The following is a 17,995-nucleotide window of genomic DNA, read 5'->3' on the forward strand; positions in this document are numbered from 1 at the left end:
TAGCCATACTGTTTCAGAACCTAATTCATCATATAAAAAGGACATCCCTAAAACAAACTGTCTAAGAATGCCCTGTTCTACATAAAATTTTATTAACTTATTCTTTATGTGCAAATAAATCCAAAATATCTGCTTTGGACATTGTAGAAAGAGAACCATCGTTTCCTTCCACAAAATTATCCGCAAGATCTTTTTTCTGCTGTTGCAGCTTTTCAATCTTTTCCTCAATAGAATCTTTCATAATCATACGATACACCTGCACATTTGCATTTTGTCCAATACGATGTGCACGATCGGTTGCCTGATTTTGTGCTGATACATTCCACCATGGGTCAATGTGAATAACTGCTTCTGCTGCCGTAAGGTTCAAACCAGTTCCCCCTGCCTTTAAAGAAATCAAGAATATTGGTGTATCATCCTTTTGGAATGCCTCTACCATTTCTCTTCGTTTTTCCTTGTTTGTACTTCCTGTTAGCATATAATAAGGAAGCTTCTGCTTATCTAACTCCTGTGCAAGTAGATCCATTAAGGAAGTAAAGGAAGAAAAAATCAATATTTTCTTATTATTTTCATGAAGTGTATTTACCAAATCTATACAAGCCTGTAGTTTACTGGAAGGAGTTGTAATGCCTTCAAAAACTAATCGCGGATCGCAGCAAATCTGACGAAGCCTTGTCAGCATCGCTAAGATTTCAATTTTTCCAATACTGTTTTGATCTAGTTTCTGTTTTAACTCTTTATTTACCTGCATAGCATTCGCAAAATACAGTTTCTTTTCTTCTTCGCTAAAATCAATCAAATACTGATGATCCACTTTATCAGGAAGTTCTGTTAATACATCCTTTTTCGTTCTTCGTAAAATAAATGGAGATACCAGTCGTTTCAATGTCTTATTTGCCTTTTCATCCTGCTTGGATACAATTGGTATTTCATAATGTTTTCTAAAGTGTGCATAACTAAATAAATAACCTGGCATTAAGAAATCAAAAATGCTCCAAAGTTCCGACAATGCATTTTCAATCGGTGTTCCACTTAACGCAAAACGATGCGCCGCCTGCAGCTGTTTCACACATTCTGCATTTTTTGTTTTCTGATTTTTAATATTCTGTGCTTCATCTAGTATAACCGTATCAAACATTATATCTTTATACTCTTCAATATCATTACGTAAATAATCATAAGAAGTAATATAGACATCAACATGTTCTTTATGAATCAAATTCTTTCGATTTGTTTTATTTCCAGTAATGATACAGCTAGACAGTGTTTTAGAAAACTTTTGAATTTCATCCTGCCAATTGTAAATCAAAGATGCGGGTGCTACTACAAGGAATTGTTTTCCCTCATCCTTTACACTATCTAACATACAAATTACCTGCAAGGTTTTCCCTAGCCCCATCTCATCTGCCAAAATCCCATTGAATTTATACTGGTACATGGTCAACAGCCATTTCACACCGATTTTTTGATAATCACGAAGAATATCCATATAATCTTCATTTACCGTATAACGAATTTTATTGTTTTGGAAATTTTCAATATATTGTTTCAATGCCTCATCACGATTGATTTTTAAACTGCTGTTTTCTTTTAAACGCTCATCTAAGGAAAGGGAATGAAAAGCATCCAGTTTTAAAGTCCCATTCTTAATATTTTTCTCTGATAAATCATAATCTTCCAAAAGACTTTCAATATCTTCTAACTGTTCACTCTCTAAATGCAAAATCTGTCCTGATTTTAAACGTGTATAACGTTTTTTCTTTTTCATGGCTTTTAAAATGGCACCAATTTCTTTCATATCAAAATCTTCGGTATGAAAACTGATTTCCAGCAAATTATTATTTAAATGTACTCCTGTTGTAATTGTATAATTGGTTTTTTTACCAATTTTCTTTAATGCGTCACTAACATAAACATCACAGATTTTTTGTAATGCCGGCACATTGTTTTGTAGAAAAGATAATGTATCATCTTCATCGATATTCATAAAGAATGCATTTTCTTCCTTATCTTTATAAACACTTTTTTCATCTAATACCGATAATAATATTTCTATATTTGCGTTTGTTTCATAATTCTGATTTGTTAGTAACGCTACTTTTTGTTCCTGTTCATCATATGCTACTGGTTTGAAAGATATTGTATCTGCATCATATACATCTCCATATAATTCCGGCTTATGTACAATACAGTTTTCTGTTTTTATCTGTGGAAGAAGATCTTCTCCTTCTACAATATTTAAATTGGCTTGTATATGACGGAATATTTTATCATAAAATTCAGGATAATCATCAAGTGAAACAAATAAACGTTCTTGTGTCTGTATGATAAACAATTCTAAAAGTTCAAAAAATGATGTATGAAAACGGACCAGTTCTCCATCTTTAAACTTATAAAAATAGTTTTCTCCTCCTATGATAAACTCTGTATTTCTTGTCTCAAAACAAAGCAAATCTTCTTCCTTTGTTACACCAACACAAAATTTCATTTCTTCCGCTGGTTTTTTTGGATACATGATATCGTAAAATGTATCCGTCATTTCATAAGAATTTAATGGATACAAATAACGTCCAGATAAAAATTCTCTATCCATCATGATACATTTCTCCATAAAGTGAATAATTTTTTTAGAATGCTCATCAAATTTTTCAATATCATGTACAAAGGCTAAGTTTTTACCATATTTTACATATTGTTTTCGTTCTACTGCCTGAACAAAATTTGGAATATCTTTAATTACATATTTCTTCTCACATCCAACTTTAAATCCTACACGAAAGTCTTGAAAGCCACTTCCCTCCTTATTTATTTCAATCGAATATATTTTTGTATCCAAACAAGAATTTATGGTTTTTTCATGTACCTGCTGCTTTTTCTTATAAAGTTTATCCAGTGCATGTTTTGACTGCATACGAAATAATTCCAGTTCCTTCTTTCGTTTATATGCAAGATAACCTTCCATTTCATACACATCTTCCCATGTATAATCGACTGCTTCTTTACCTTCTAAAAAATCACAGACAGCTAATATATGAGGACAGTATTTTCGTAAAGAATAAGGATTAAATTCTTTACAATTACATTCAGAGTAATAATGTTCCACCCGATTATACTCTACCCTAAGAGATACATCGTAAAAAGCATCCCCCTGCTTGCATACAGCATCAATATGATAGGAATCCCATCCCTCATCACTTATCTCTAACTTAATTACTTGAATATCATTAAGGATTTTCTGTAAATCTCTTCTGTCTGTTTTTGTTGTAATATTAAAGCTTTTTAATAATTTAAATTTCATTCCGATCCCTCTTTTTATTTATATTTATTTTACCATATTTTCTAGAAACACATTGTGTCAATTTCCATGTGCTGTCACTTTTGCATTTCGTTTTTGAAAGCTTATTGTATCTTTTAACTCAATATTATAAAATATAAAAAAAGGAGGAATCCCTATGGCAACAAAGAAAAAACATAAGAAAAAAAAGAATATATCTTCTAAACCATCCTTTTATGATACATTTTATAAAACTAAAGAATCCAGTATAGAGGAATACATTCAGCAATTAAAAGATGCAGGATTTCAAACTTCTAAAGAAGAAATCTTAAAACAATATGAAACACTAACTTCTGTTGAAGATTTAGTATTAAGCGTTTCTCCGACACATCGAACTGTATATCAAAAATTATTACTTAAACTCATTCCTGAACAATATGATCTACACACTTTATGTGATCCCTATTATATTTATGCAGATGCGCTTTCTTTATCAAATACAGAAATGGAAATACAGGAAGAAATTACTGAAATTTATAAACTGATGAAACGTATTGAAAACATGTATACACAGCAGAAAAAAGATTTAATGTATTTTCATCATGTTTATGATTTCGATATTACTACTTTTTTAGTAACTGCCTTTATACGATATGCCAGCATTTGTCCAAATGATGAACAGATGCAGGAAGCAGAAAATCAGGCGAATAACCTTCTTTCCATTTATAAGAAAAACCAAAGCTTTTTTGCGGATATGAAAGCTGCTCTGTTATGTGGATATGCGGCATCTGGTAATATAGAAATTGCGAACAAGAAAAAAGAAGAATTGTTAAACATGTATCCAAAAGAGCCTTACTTTGTATATTACAGTTTACTGCATGGTATCGCATCATCAAAAAATATTGACAAGTTTGAAGATTTCTATAAAGAAGCAATGAAATATATGGTATTCTCAGCAGAGGAACAAACATTCAAAGATCAAATCACACTTTTATATAAAGCCTATGAAGAATATCTGAAAGGAGCCAAGGCATGAGAGTTCAAGAGCTAGCTTCCTATCGAAATGAAAAAAACTTTTCATCTCCTTTTTATGCAGAATTGTTTTGTGACGATATATGGGGAGATAATGGAGAAGACTGTGCAAGTGTAACGATTCACCCTACAAAAGAAGGATGGCATCTTCATTACATACGTACACAAAGTGGAATTCCTTATCCTTTTGCCCCACATACCAGCAAGATCGTTGATGAATATGAAAAAGATGTAAACGATGAACAATTTTATGACTACCTACTGCTTCATAATTTACAAGAAGCTTTTATGGACTATATCACCACAGTGTAATATCTGTGGTTTTTTTATGAAGAATAAAAACTTAACTATAAAAGACAGTGAATAAGCTAACTCTACCATTCGTAGATTGTCTCTTAAGGTAAAAACCATTACAATACCAATAGGAGGGAATACTATGAAGCAAATAAGTAATGAAAAATTTGGGCAGTTTCTTGTTGAACTGCGAAAAGAAAAAGAAATGACACAAAAAGAACTGGCTGAAAAACTATTTGTATCGGATAAAACAGTAAGTAAGTGGGAATGTGGAGTTTCCCAAACAAAAGGATATTAAGAAATAACCTGTGTTTACCTGCTTGCAAATTATTGTATTTGGATAAACGAGAAAAAAACTTTTTATTGACAGATATAATATCAGATATTATAATTGTCCGTAATTGAATAACTATCTTCAGGGCAGGGTGTAATTCCCTACCGGTGGTATAGCCCACGAGCCGAAAGGCATGATTTGGTGAAATTCCAAAGCCGACAGTATAGTCTGGATGAAAGAAGATGAAAGTAAGTTTATGCTTTTTTTGCGTGCTCTGGAATGATTTTATATTGTTTCAGAGCATTTTCTTTAATCGCATAAATCCTCTTTTGCATGTCTTGGATAGATTTTATTCAAGGCATGTATTTTTTTGGAGGTGTAAAAATGAGCGATACAGAATACATGAAATTAGCAATAAAACTGGCAAAAAAAGGTGCTGGCTATGTCAATCCTAATCCTATGGTTGGGGCAGTAATTGTAAAAGATAATCGAATTATAGGACAGGGATACCATGAAATCTTTGGTGGATTGCATGCAGAGAGAAATGCATTAAAAAATTGTAGGGAGTCACCTGTAGGAGCAACACTTTATGTAACACTTGAACCATGCTGTCACTATGGTAAGACACCACCTTGCACAGAAGCAATTATTAAAAGTGGCATTACAAGAGTAGTCGTCGGAACTTTAGACTGTAATCCTATTGTGTCTGGAAAAGGTGTAAAGGTACTTGAGGAAAACAACATTCAAGTTGTGATAGGAATTTTAGAAATGGAGTGTCAACAGTTAATCAAAGTTTTTAGAAAATATGTTACAAGGCATATTCCTTATGTTTTTATGAAATATGCAATGACAATGGACGGGAAAATAGCAACTTATACAAATCAATCAAAATGGATAAGTGGCGAAAAAGCGAGAAAACAAGTACATCAATTCAGGCATAAGGTTACTGCGATCATGGTAGGAGTGAATACCGTTATTCAAGATGACCCTTTACTGACATGCCGATTAGAAAACGGGGAAAATCCTATTCGTATCGTATGTGATACAGATTTAAGAACACCCATTACATCAAAAATTATCAAAACAGCGAATGACATTAAAACATATATCGCTACTTCTTCTATTGATGAAAGTAAGATTGCTCTTTACAGAAAATGTGGTTGTGAAATTATTTATACGAAGAAAAAAGGTAATCATATTGACTTAATGAATTTAATGCAATGTTTAGGAAATATGCAGATAGACAGTCTACTTTTAGAGGGTGGAAGTGCAATGAATTGGAGTGCTCTTGAGCAACAGATTGTTGATGAGGTGCAAATTTATATAGCACCTAAAATATTTGGTGGGAGTGCAAAAAGCCCTGTAAGTGGTCAAGGTGTTGCTTTTCCTAATGACGCCATTATGCTTAAACCATATGCTTTTTCTCAAGTGGGAAATGATTATTTCATAGAAAGCGAAGTGATTTATCCATGTTTACAGGAATAATAGAAGAAATCGGTAAAGTAGAAAGAATACAGAAAGATACTTGTAACTGTAAACTATCCATTAAAGCTTCAAAAATATTAGAGGATATACATTTAGGCGACAGCATAGCAGTCAATGGTATCTGCCTTACAGTTACTTGTTTCACTCGACAATCTTTTACAGTTGATGTGATGAATGAAACATGGAACAGAACGGCTCTTAGCCTGTTAAGACATGGAAGCCTTGTGAATTTAGAAAGAGCTATGCCTATGAATGGCAGGTTGGGCGGTCACATTGTTACGGGGCATATTGATGGGACAGGCAGAATATCGTCTGTGCGTAGAGACAAAAATGCGGTGTGGTATCAAATCAATACGCAAAGAGAAATCTTAAATCTAATTGTTGAAAAAGGTTCGATTGCTATTGACGGTATTAGTCTTACTGTCGCAAAAGTATCGAAAGCAGATTTTTCGGTATCCGTTATCCCTCATACTTTGGAGCAAACAATTCTCAAGAATAAACAAGTCGGGGATATGGTAAACCTTGAAAATGATATATTAGGGAAATATGTGCAGAAACTCATAGACAACAGCAATGAAACAGAGTTGTCGAAAGAGTTGTTATGCCGATACGGATTTTAGCAGAAAGGATAAAGGAATTATGAAATATCAAAAAATAAAAGAGGCATTGCAGGCGTTACAAGAGGGAAAACTTGTTTTGGTTATGGACGATAAAGAGAGAGAAAATGAGGGGGATTTAATTTGTTCGGCACAATTTGCGACAACAGAAAATGTTAATTTTATGGCGACTTATGCAAAAGGCTTAATCTGTATGCCTATGAGTGAAAGTCTGGCTAACAGGCTCATGCTTTCCCCTATGGTTGAAGATAATACAGATAACCATGAAACTGCCTTTACAGTTTCTATTGATTATAAGGATACTACAACAGGTATTTCTGCCGAAGAAAGAGGATTAACGGCTCGTATGTGTGTGACTGAGAATGTAAATCCCTTTGACTTTCGTAGACCGGGGCACATGTTTCCTCTGATTGCAAAGAACGGAGGTGCTTTGGAAAGAAATGGACATACAGAAGCAACGGTTGACCTATTGAGGTTGGCTGGCTTAAAAGAATGTGGCTTATGTTGCGAAATTATGAATGAAAACGGGAAAATGATGAGAACACCTGATTTAATTCAGTTTTCTCAAACACACCATATACCTACCCTCACAATTAAAGAATTACAGGAATACAGAAAAGTATATGATTTGCTTGTAGAATGTGTTTCGGTTGTAGAAATGCCTACAAAATATGGGAATTTCAAAGCACATTGTTATATCAATAAATTGAATGGAGAACATCATGTTGCATTGGTTATGGGAGATTTGAATAATGGAAACGATGTGCTATGTCGTGTCCACTCAGAGTGCTTAACAGGAGATGCCTTTGGCTCTTTACGCTGTGATTGTGGACAGCAGTTAGATAAAGCAATGAAAATGATTGCAGAAAATGGTTCTGGTGTATTGCTTTATATGCGACAAGAGGGACGAGGTATCGGGCTTGTCAATAAACTAAAAGCCTATCATTTACAGGATAACGGTATGGATACACTTGACGCCAACCTTGCATTAGGATTTCAAGGCGATTTAAGAGAATATTATATCGGTGCACAGATTTTAAGAGATTTGGGAATAAAATCATTGCATTTACTTACAAATAATCCTGATAAAGTTTATCAGTTAGAAGATTATGGAATGAAAATTTCAAGCAGAGTACCGATTGAAATAGAAGCAAATCCTTATGATAGTTTTTATCTAAAGACAAAGAAAGACCGAATGGGACACATTTTGAATATGGAGGAAAAATAAATGAACACTTTTGAAGGAAATTTAGTAGCAGAAAATATAAAAATCGGTATTGTTGTAGCAAGATTTAATGAGTTTATAACTTCTAAGCTATTAGCAGGTGCATTAGATAATTTGAAAAGAGAAAATGTTGGTGAAAAGGACATAGAGGTAGCTTGGGTTCCGGGAGCATTTGAAATACCTTTGATAGCGTCTAAAATGGCAAAAAGTAAAAAATATGATGCGATTATTTGTTTGGGAGCAGTTATTCGAGGTAGTACAAGCCATTATGATTATGTGTGTAGTGAGGTATCAAAAGGAATTGCTCAAATCAGTTTAAATACCGAAACACCAGTTATGTTTGGTGTTCTTACGACAGATACGATTGAACAGGCGATAGAACGAGCTGGTAGCAAAGCAGGAAATAAAGGCTCTGAATGTGCACAGGGAGCTATTGAAATGGTAAATCTAATTCGTGCATTAGAGGTATAATATGATTGGGGATTAAAAGGTAAAGCGAAAAAGCATAATAGGCGGAGTGATCCAGACACGGCGGTGGGAAAATCTCTTAGATTTTTCCACCGTTTTTAGTGGCTGGTTCACTCCGGCAGTTGAGCGAGCTTGCGAGCGAACAGTAAGCCCCCGTTATCTAACAAGGGGGGCACAAAAAACAAGAAACAATATACACTACTAAGCGGAAAACGCTGTATTTACAAGGTAAAATCGCTTTTAATAGGGTGTTAACTAAAAAGCACTCATTTAATACATAAAAATTGAATAAGACATAGGAAAGACAGTTGATTTCAAACGAGAAATTGATTGTCTTTTCTTTTGCGGAAATTTAAGTATAGGCAATTATCAAATATGGTAGTTGCCTTTTTTGATTGGAGGAATTGAAGAATGAATGATAAAAACTTTATAGAAGAATTAAGACAAAAGCGTGAAGAATATGGAGTAACACAAAGAAAACTTGCTGTTGCCTGTGGTATCAGTCGTACATATTTTAACCAGATAGAGAATGGGACTGTTGTTCCCTCTGCTGAACTAAAACAAACGATAGAAAAACAGATTGAGCGTTTCAATCCGCAAGAACCACTATTTCTGTTGATTGATTACTTCCGTGTCCGCTTTCCTACGACAGACGCATTAAAGATTATTCGTGAAGTATTACAACTAAAAGCCGATTATATGCTTTATGAAGATTTTGGAAAATACGGATATGAAAGCAAATATGTTTTAGGCGACATCAACATCATGTGTTCCATGCAAGAGCATTTAGGTGTTTTATTAGAACTAAAAGGCAGAGGGTGTCGGCAAATGGAAAGTTATCTATTGGCACAGGAACGCTCATGGTATGACTTTATGCTGGATTGTTTAACGGCAGGTGGTAAGATGAAACGACTTGACTTGGCAATCAATGATAAAGCAGGAATATTAGATATTCCAAAGTTAAAGGAAAAATACAAGGCTGGCGAATGTATCTCCTACTTTCGTATGCAGAAAGATTACAGCGGTACGGAAAAATGTGGTAGCGATTTACCAAAGAATACAGGAGAAACCTTATATCTCGGTTCAACCAGTAGTGAGTTATATATGTGTGCCTATCAGAAAAATTACGAGCAGTATGTCAAAAATGGCATAGAAGTTGAAGATACAGAAATCAAGAACCGTTTTGAAATACGCATGAAGAATGAACGAGCCTATTATGCGGTTGTAGATTTACTGACCTATCGGGACGCTGAACGCACCGCTTTTTCTATCATCAATCATTATGTCCGCTTTGTTGATAGAGAAGATGATAAACCGAAAAGTCAATGGAAAACAAATGATGATTGGGCATGGTTTATAGGGGAAAATAGAGAGCCGATACGATTAACGACTAAACCAGAACCTTATACTTTACAAAAGGCATTACATTGGTTACAAAGACAGGTTGCACCAACCATAAAAATGGTACAAGCATTAGACAGAGAAAATCATACAACGATACTGAAAGATATGATTGAGCAGGCAGAACTCAAAGATAAGCATAAACACTTATTACAATTAGAAAAATCAACCATAGAAGAACGCATAGATACCGCTGTCCCACAAGAGAATGACGGTATTTTTTAATTTCTTCAAAATATCTGCAACAAAACATCAACTTGTGTACAGATATGGTACGAGAAAAGGAAATCTAACTTTTTTTGAAAATAGGTCATCAAATCAAGGTTTCCATTCCCTATATGGAGTGAAAGAAGAAAAGTTTTGAAAAAATGTCGGAAATTCAAGATGAGTGGACAGTGTTATGTGAAAGAAGACAAAGTATCTTCAATTTGTATTCAAACAGGTATTAGCAGTTGAGTGTTGATGTGAAAAGAAGAAAATATTTTCATTCTCAACTTAACATTTGGTAGTTGTCGTTCCCTATATGGAGCAAACAAAATCTTTCATTTCATAGTTGGCAGTAACGGTATTGCATAGGTAGTTAGGGTGTGAAAAGAAATCTTTTCATCATCAACTTAGCAGAATGACAATTTCTTTCCCTATATGGTACAAGAAAAGAAAAAAGTTTTGAATATTGGTTACGCTTTTACTCTTTTCCAACGCGATATATAGGAAAGATGATTTTCTTCTTTCAATCGCTCTTTGACAACTGAATAAAGCAATTCAATACCTTTGACAGACAGCGAGCCGTTGAAACAGATACGCCATGACCTTTCTCCTGCAAAAGTGAGCGACAACCTATCTGTGTTCTTGTAAAAGATTTGTCCTCTTTTATCGCCATGACCTGTGCTGTCAGATAATGATACTCCCGTACAGCCACAGCTTGAGCGTTAAAAGCGTCGCACGCAATGGGTACGGCTACATAAGAACTATGCAGAGGTGGAAGTCCTGTGGGCTATGACAAAAGCCGTTGAATTGCTTAGAAAGATTTTACAGAAAGGGGGTATGTGTTATTGATAATGCTGTAAAAACAATTCAAAAGAAAAATAACAAGTGTGGCATTGGCAACAGAGGAAAGACAAAGATTGTTGTAAAAGAGCATTTCTCCGAAAAGGGAAAGACAATGGAAGAACTTCTAACTGATGTCATGTTGGAAAAAGCAAAGCAGACAATCGCATAAAATCGGTGCAGTTGTAAGAAATAGATTGAATGACAAAAAGTACCCGTGTTATACTTTACTTGCAAGCAGGTATTGTAAACACGGGTTAGTTATAAAGGAGGATAACTGACAATGAAACAACAGATTTACAATACTGCACTTTATCTTAGGTTAAGCCGAGATGATGAATTACAGGGCGAAAGTTCCAGCATTACCACACAAAGAAGTATGTTGCGTCTATATGCAAAAGAACATCATTTGAATGTGATTGATGAATATATTGATGACGGCTGGTCGGGAACAAATTTTGACAGACCGAGTTTTCAAAGAATGATTGAGGATATAGAGGCAGGAAAAATCAACTGTGTTGTAACAAAAGACTTATCACGACTTGGTAGAAATTATATTATGACAGGACAATATACAGAATTGTATTTTCCCAGCCATAATGTCCGTTACATAGCGATTGACGACGGTGTGGACAGCGAAAAAGGCGAAAGTGAGATTGCACCATTTAAGAACATCATCAATGAATGGGTGGCAAGAGATACGAGCCGTAAAGTGAAATCAGCCTTTAAGACGAAATTTGCAGAGGGTGCGTATTATGGGGCTTATGCTCCGTTAGGATATAAGAAACACCCCGACATCAAAGGGAAACTGTTGGTTGATGAGGAAACAAAATGGATTGTTGAAAAAATCTTCTCTCTAGCCTATCAAGGTTACGGTAGTGCCAAAATCACAAAAATACTGCGAGAAGAAAAAGTCCCGACAGCGTCTTGGTTGAATTTTACAAGGTACGGTACTTTTGCTCATATCTTTGAGGGAAAGCCCGAAAGCAAGCGTTATGAGTGGACGATTGCTCATGTAAAGGCGATATTGAAAAGTGAAGTCTATATCGGAAACAGCGTTCATAATCGACAATCAACCGTTTCTTTCAAAAGCAAGAAGAAAGTACGAAAGCCCGAAAGCGAATGGTTTCGAGTAGAAAACACGCACGAACCGATTATTGACAAGGAAGTGTTCTATCGTGTGCAGGAGCAGATAAAATCAAGGCGTAGACAGACAAAGGAAAAGGCAACGCCGATATTTGCAGGGCTTGTCAAGTGTGCGGATTGTGGCTGGTCTATGAGGTTTGCGACAAATAAGGCAAATAAAACACCGTATAGTTATTATTCTTGTAGTTTCTACGGACAGTTTGGCAAAGGTTATTGTTCTATGCACTATATCCGCTATGATGTGCTGTATCAAGCTGTATTGGAACGATTGCAGTATTGGGCTAAGGCAGTACAGCAGGACGAAGAAAAGGTATTGAACAAAATACAGAAAGTCGGCAATGCAGAGCGAATACGGGAAAAGAAGAAAAAGGCAAGTGCCTTGAAGAAAGCCGAGAACCGACAAAATGAGATTGACCGTTTATTTGCAAAAATGTATGAAGATAGAGCCTGTGAGAAGATAACGGAACGAAACTTCATCATGCTGTCGGGGAAATATCAAAAAGAGCAGATAGAACTTGAACAGCAGATAACCAACCTAAGAGAAGAATTAAGTAAAATGGAACAGGATATGATAGGTGCTGAAAAGTGGATTGAGTTAATCAAGGAGTATTCCGTACCAAAGGAACTGACAGCACCGTTATTAAATGCAATGATAGAAAAAATCCTTATTCACGAAGCAACAACGAATGAGGAGAACGAAAGAATACAGGAAATAGAGATATACTACCGATTTATTGGAAAAGTAGACTGATAAAGAGGGTTCATATCTTTAACTAAGGGAAACTGGAAATGGTATGCCAAACATTGCGCTTCTTGCCCCTATTGCGGATGTATTTGATATTAGTGTAGCCGAATTATTACAAGGAGAAAAAATAGAAAGTAATGAAAATCTAACTACATCTTCAGCAGAATCCTTAGATGTATCTTTACAAAATGCGATTCATAAAAGAAAAAAGAAATGGATACTTGCATTTCTTATTACATTGATTATCAATGGTATAGAAATAATCTTATTATATACTTCTAAGATTCCTATCAAACAAATAGAAAATAGTTTCTATATCACTTCTTTCATGCTTTTCTTTGCGCTTTGGTCTTGTGTCTTTGCGAAAGAGTTACTACCTATATATTACGATCAGAATAAGATTAATTTTGTTTCCCAGGGAATATTTAGAATTCATATGACAGGTTTATCATTCAACAACAATAACTGGATACATGTATTAACTGTTTTACGAGTATTTACTTTATGTTGCCATTTTATTTCCATTCCTTTGTTATCTTAGCTTTCTTCTTGGATATGCTGCTTTATGGAAAGATATAACCAAACCATTTCTTCTTATTTTATCCATAGGCTTATGTGTTATAACTTACATTGTTGGGAAAAAATATGAATAAATGTATTTCATTGGCAGGTTAGAAATAATCTGCTTTTTTATTAGTAACAACACAAATTCATAATGTTTATCGTTTTAGAATTAACATATTTTTCTCTTTTCAACCATCAAATTTATTATAGATTGTATGTTTAAACAAAGGAAAATACTTCTATAACAATAACATATCCAAAAATCGCAGTTCGTTTAATATCAATATATCCAAAAATCGCAATTTAAAGATTTTCTTAACTTTTACATAAGAATATAAAAAAAGCGCAAGTATGCATTTTAAGCACAGCTTCACGCTTTTTCTTTTTTATTTAACTTCTGTCAAAATCTTTTGTACTTTTGGAAGAACATACTGGCTATACCCTTTATCTTTTGTTTTATCTACCATCATTGTAATTGCGATATTTTCATTTACTGCACTTACCCATCCGATAGTTTCTTTTCCATTATCAATTTCAGCTGTTCCTGTTTTTCCGGCTGCATTGGTTGGATTACTTCCATAATGATTCATCGTTGCCTGCAAGTCTTTGTATACGATATTTGCCGCTTCTTTACTGTAGGCATTCTTTACCATTGTTTTTGTTTCGTTATTACTATATACCAAATATGGCTGAAGAATGGTTCCATCATTTACAAGAGAAGTGTAGATACTTGTTAGATGAAGAGGAGAAATCTGCAAATCTCCTTGTCCATATCCTGTTGCACATAATTTCTGTATATCTTCCATCTTATCCCCATAAGTAGATTGCTGGACACCAAGTTCAAAGTTTAATTTTTTATTAAAACCGAATGTATCCAAATAGGAAATATAAGTTTTACTTCCAATCTTATCAGCCAGCTGTGCAAAATAAATATTATCAGAATAAATCAAAGCATTTTTTAAATTGCTTGGTTCCGTATATTGTTCTGTAGTTGTTACATAATTATTTCCCCAGCTTTTGTCTTTTTGCCATTTCTCTACTTTTTCAATGGCTGTATTTTCATCAATTGTTTTACTATCTAGACCTATAGCTGCACTTATCATTTTAAATGTAGAACCTGGTGTATATACAGAAGTTATACGATTCATTAAAGGATGATCTTTATTTTCATTTAATGCATTCCATGTTTTTGTATCCATACCTAATGCAAAATCTTGCGGGTCATAGGAAGGAGTACTTACAAGTGCTAATACTTCCCCTGTTTTTGAATTCATGACAACACTGCTTCCTGCATCTTTTTTTAATTGTTCGTATACAAGTTTCTGTGTATTCAAATCAATGGTTGTACGAATATTTTGCCCATTTTTAGCTTCTTTTTTTGCGATTTCCTTTTTTACATTTCCATTTTGATCATAAATGAAAATCACAGCACCATCGTTTGCTTTTAACTTATCTTCATAAACAGCTTCTAAACCGCTTTTCCCAATTACACTACTTGAAGTATAGCCTTTTCCTTTATGTTTCTCTAAATCTTCTGCAGTTACATTTTGGACATATCCTGTAACATGCGCCAGCATTTCTCCATATGGATATATACGTCCTGTACTTTCCTGAACAGAAACACCTTCTAAGTTACCTAATTCTTGAGAAATCGCGTTTTTATCTTTTTCAGAAATTGTTTTTACAGGAACAAACATTCCTTCCTGTACCCAACCTGCATCCATTGCCTGTTTAATAGAATCTTCATCAATTGAAACAATCTCTGCCAGTTTTTTCTGTGTACCTTGCGTAGCCTTAGGTCCGGCTACCATACCAACAGAATACACAGTTCCCTCCGTTGCCAAAGCTGTTCCATTTCGATCTTCAATCGTTCCACGTTTTCCTTTTTCTGTCTGTACACTTACATAGTCACTATCCGCAAGTTCTGGAAATACATAAGTACTGTTCCAATCTACCTTATAACTACTAGTATCATCTTTTTCTTCTACTAAATTAGCTTCATGTGTAAAAGAAATTTTTCCTGCCATTGTCTGTATAGATTCTTCATACGTTACAATACCATCTTTCTCATCTGTTACGTTAATTTCTATATTGTTTGCCTCAATTCCACGAAAGATATTATTATAACGTTTTACAAAATCATCTTTTGCCCAATTTGCTTTTGCATCTTTACTTAAATATGTATACATTTCTTCATATTTTCCCTCTTCTAGTAAGCCAGCAAATTCTTCAAATGTTTTCTTTGGACTTGGTTTATTTGTTAAAAAGAAGAATGCACTTCCTGCAATAACAAGCAAAGCAATGACAATACCAGCAATCACTATCCCTTTTTTTCGATTATTTTCCATACTCTCACTCCCTACTATCTTTCTATTGTAAGAATACCATTATTTTCTAATTCCAACAATAACTTCTACATATATAGACAAGATCTTTTACTTAAGGTTTGTTAATAAATGTTATGTTATATTTTTATACCAAACACAACTTCATTGGTTATTTGAGAAATAACAATATCAACAGCAGAAAAGAAGGCGCAGTATAAAAACATGCACCTTTTTTACTGAAATATCTTTTCATTATATAAAACAGCAGGATGTTTAGGGCGATAAATTTTAGATAATGTATGATAATAGGAGGATTTTTCTTTATCATGTAACATCCAGTAACAAACGCATAACTGTATTGAAGGTAAGAATCCATAACAATCTTCTCTAATAAAAGCACCTTCTCTATCTTTACGATTTCTTTTTAAAGCGAGCTGATACCAGAAAACAGCTTTCTTATATTCCTCATAATGCATGAAACATTCGCCAATACAGCAGCATATTTCTGCCCTTGGTTCATCATATAGAAAACTTTGAAAATACATCAAAAGTGCATTTTCTTTATCTTTTAATATTTGATAAATCATCCCTAATATTTCACAGGTACCAATCTTATATTCTATCCATGTATCTTTTTCAAGTACCTGTTTTAATACAGATAGAGCTTTTTGATATTCTTTATGTTCATAAAGCTCTCTGCCATAATAATATAAATCTCTTGCGCTAAACGTAATATTCTTTTCTTTTTGCTTTTCATATAAAGCAAGATTACGTGATACATCTTTTTTCTTTTTAGGATCATGAAAGATTTTAATAGGGCTATATACAATATTTCCTTTTATATTTAAACATTCATGTACAATTCCTAGCCATTCCAATCCATTTTCTCTTTTTACCATCCTTTCCCGATAAAAATAAGATAAAGGACGATTGTTTTCATCTACGGATACCACATATTTCATCATTACTGCAGCTACATCATGATGCAGTTCTTTTTTTAAACTAAGGATTTTTTCACAGTCTTCTTTGTTGATAACATCATCTGCATCAAGCCAAAATATATAGTCCATACTTGCTTTTGAAAAAGAAAAGTTTCTTGCTTTACTAAAATCATGATTCCATGGAAAATCATAAATATTATCGGTATATCGTTTCGCAATTTCTTTTGTAGAGTCCATACTTCCTGTATCTACAATGATGATTTCATCCGCAAATTGTTTTACACATAGAAGGCAGCGTTTTAGCACTGCCTCCTCATCTTTTACTATCATGCATACACTAATCGTATTCATTTCTAACAAATCTGTACAACACTTAACATTGCATTTGTGCAATCACAATAGCTGCAGCTGATACCTGGCTGATCTCCATCAAAGCATAACTGGATGCAGTCTTCATCTTTTAAACGAACAAGTGCACTTCCACTTACAACACTGCATTCAGATATAACTGGCTGACGTGATTCTTCTAGACATTCATGATTTATCGTTAACATGAATACACCTTCACAGCCTTCCAAATGATCAATTGTAATACTGTATTGAATTAAATATAATCCTTCTTTTCTTGCGATCAAGGCATCTCCATCTTCACTTACAGAAAATCCATCTAAAATATTGCTGCATTCAAAACGTACAGCTTCATTTGGACATATTTCCATATCCTTCATCGTATATAAACTTCCTGCCGCAAAAGAAACTTCACATTTTGGTCCTTCTGGTCCTCTTGGACCTTGTGGCCCCATAGGTCCTGTTGGTCCCATTTCACCCTGTGCTCCTCTAGGACCCGTAATTCCTTGAGGGCCTATTGGTCCTTGTGGGCCTGTTACTCCCTGTGGACCTCTTGGTCCAGGCAAACCTTCCTTTCCCTGCATACCCTGCAATCCTCTAGGACCTTGTTCCCCTCTTGGACCTCTTTTTTCTTCTAGATGATCATCACATTCTCGATTGCATCTGCAATCACAATCATTCATAAAATCATAATCACACATATCATCGTCATAATAATTGTTTCGCATAGTACAAACTCCTTTCTCAGGCTTTTATCCTGTACATTTTATTTATATGCACAAGATAGTGTTTTGTCCCATGAAATTT

General features: G+C 34.3%; 14 protein-coding genes and 1 riboswitch. Of the genes, 10 read left to right on the forward strand and 4 right to left on the reverse strand.

Features of this window, described 5'->3' with window-relative positions; all coding sequences use genetic code 11:
• Positions 1-97 precede the first annotated feature (97 nt).
• The gene (locus tag A9CBEGH2_RS09545; protein ID WP_118277559.1) at positions 98-3,298 is read right to left on the reverse strand and encodes a DEAD/DEAH box helicase; all 3,201 of its coding nucleotides are present in this window, start codon (positions 3,296-3,298) and stop codon (positions 98-100) included.
• 154 nt (positions 3,299-3,452) lie between these two features.
• Between A9CBEGH2_RS09545 and A9CBEGH2_RS09550 the strand changes: the two genes are divergently transcribed.
• The 10 genes from A9CBEGH2_RS09550 to A9CBEGH2_RS09605 all read left to right on the forward strand — a co-directional run bounded on the left by A9CBEGH2_RS09550 (position 3,453) and on the right by A9CBEGH2_RS09605 (position 13,549).
• Complete coding sequence (locus A9CBEGH2_RS09550) at positions 3,453-4,310, forward strand: hypothetical protein (RefSeq protein WP_118277558.1); 858 nt, start codon at positions 3,453-3,455, stop codon at positions 4,308-4,310.
• On the forward strand, positions 4,307-4,618 hold the full coding sequence (locus tag A9CBEGH2_RS09555) for a hypothetical protein (RefSeq protein ID WP_118361707.1): 312 nt from the start codon (positions 4,307-4,309) through the stop codon (positions 4,616-4,618). The genes A9CBEGH2_RS09550 and A9CBEGH2_RS09555 overlap by 4 nt, the downstream gene beginning before the upstream one ends.
• Positions 4,619-4,742: 124 nt before the next feature.
• On the forward strand, positions 4,743-4,898 hold the full coding sequence (locus A9CBEGH2_RS09560; protein WP_118277557.1) for a type II toxin-antitoxin system RelB family anti-toxin: 156 nt from the start codon (positions 4,743-4,745) through the stop codon (positions 4,896-4,898).
• A 109-nt stretch (positions 4,899-5,007) separates the two neighbouring features.
• Positions 5,008-5,122, forward strand: a riboswitch (FMN riboswitch).
• Positions 5,123-5,258: 136 nt separating this feature from the next.
• The gene (gene ribD, locus A9CBEGH2_RS09565) at positions 5,259-6,359 is read left to right on the forward strand and encodes a bifunctional diaminohydroxyphosphoribosylaminopyrimidine deaminase/5-amino-6-(5-phosphoribosylamino)uracil reductase RibD (RefSeq protein ID WP_008690020.1); all 1,101 of its coding nucleotides are present in this window, start codon (positions 5,259-5,261) and stop codon (positions 6,357-6,359) included.
• Positions 6,344-6,979, forward strand: coding sequence for a riboflavin synthase (gene ribE / locus A9CBEGH2_RS09570; RefSeq protein WP_008394622.1), 636 nt, complete (start codon positions 6,344-6,346; stop codon positions 6,977-6,979). The genes ribD and ribE overlap by 16 nt, the downstream gene beginning before the upstream one ends.
• A 19-nt stretch (positions 6,980-6,998) precedes the next feature.
• Entirely contained in the window at positions 6,999-8,204 is a 1,206-nt protein-coding gene (locus A9CBEGH2_RS09575; protein ID WP_008394621.1) for a bifunctional 3,4-dihydroxy-2-butanone-4-phosphate synthase/GTP cyclohydrolase II, read from the forward strand.
• Positions 8,205-8,672: a 6,7-dimethyl-8-ribityllumazine synthase gene (ribH, locus tag A9CBEGH2_RS09580; RefSeq protein ID WP_008394619.1), complete on the forward strand. Its 468-nt coding sequence runs from the start codon at positions 8,205-8,207 to the stop codon at positions 8,670-8,672.
• Between the two features lie 408 nt (positions 8,673-9,080).
• Positions 9,081-10,295 carry a replication initiation factor domain-containing protein gene (locus A9CBEGH2_RS09585; RefSeq protein WP_008394618.1) on the forward strand — a complete coding sequence of 405 codons (1,215 nt, stop codon included), beginning with the start codon at positions 9,081-9,083 and terminating at the stop codon, positions 10,293-10,295.
• 1,105 nt (positions 10,296-11,400) lie between these two features.
• Positions 11,401-13,014 carry a recombinase family protein gene (locus A9CBEGH2_RS09600; protein WP_008394611.1) on the forward strand — a complete coding sequence of 538 codons (1,614 nt, stop codon included), beginning with the start codon at positions 11,401-11,403 and terminating at the stop codon, positions 13,012-13,014.
• Positions 13,015-13,057: 43 nt separating this feature from the next.
• A complete protein-coding gene (locus A9CBEGH2_RS09605) occupies positions 13,058-13,549 on the forward strand; it encodes a hypothetical protein (RefSeq protein WP_118277556.1) in 492 nt (163 codons plus the stop codon).
• Positions 13,550-13,958: 409 nt separating this feature from the next.
• Here the strand turns inward: A9CBEGH2_RS09605 and A9CBEGH2_RS09610 are convergent, their stop codons facing one another.
• The 3 genes from A9CBEGH2_RS09610 to A9CBEGH2_RS12600 all read right to left on the reverse strand — a co-directional run bounded on the left by A9CBEGH2_RS09610 (position 13,959) and on the right by A9CBEGH2_RS12600 (position 17,916).
• Positions 13,959-15,920 carry a penicillin-binding transpeptidase domain-containing protein gene (locus tag A9CBEGH2_RS09610; RefSeq protein ID WP_115716299.1) on the reverse strand — a complete coding sequence of 654 codons (1,962 nt, stop codon included), beginning with the start codon at positions 15,918-15,920 and terminating at the stop codon, positions 13,959-13,961.
• A 212-nt stretch (positions 15,921-16,132) separates the two neighbouring features.
• Positions 16,133-17,191: a tetratricopeptide repeat-containing glycosyltransferase family 2 protein gene (locus tag A9CBEGH2_RS09615; protein WP_115716846.1), complete on the reverse strand. Its 1,059-nt coding sequence runs from the start codon at positions 17,189-17,191 to the stop codon at positions 16,133-16,135.
• A gap of 2 nt (positions 17,192-17,193) precedes the next feature.
• A complete protein-coding gene (locus A9CBEGH2_RS12600) occupies positions 17,194-17,916 on the reverse strand; it encodes a collagen-like protein (RefSeq protein ID WP_147360171.1) in 723 nt (240 codons plus the stop codon).
• Positions 17,917-17,995: the final 79 nt, after the last annotated feature.

Origin of the sequence: Amedibacterium intestinale (genome assembly GCF_010537335.1) — a bacterium.
In the GTDB taxonomy this organism is placed as follows: Bacteria; Bacillota_I; Bacilli_A; order Erysipelotrichales; family Erysipelotrichaceae; genus Amedibacterium; species Amedibacterium intestinale.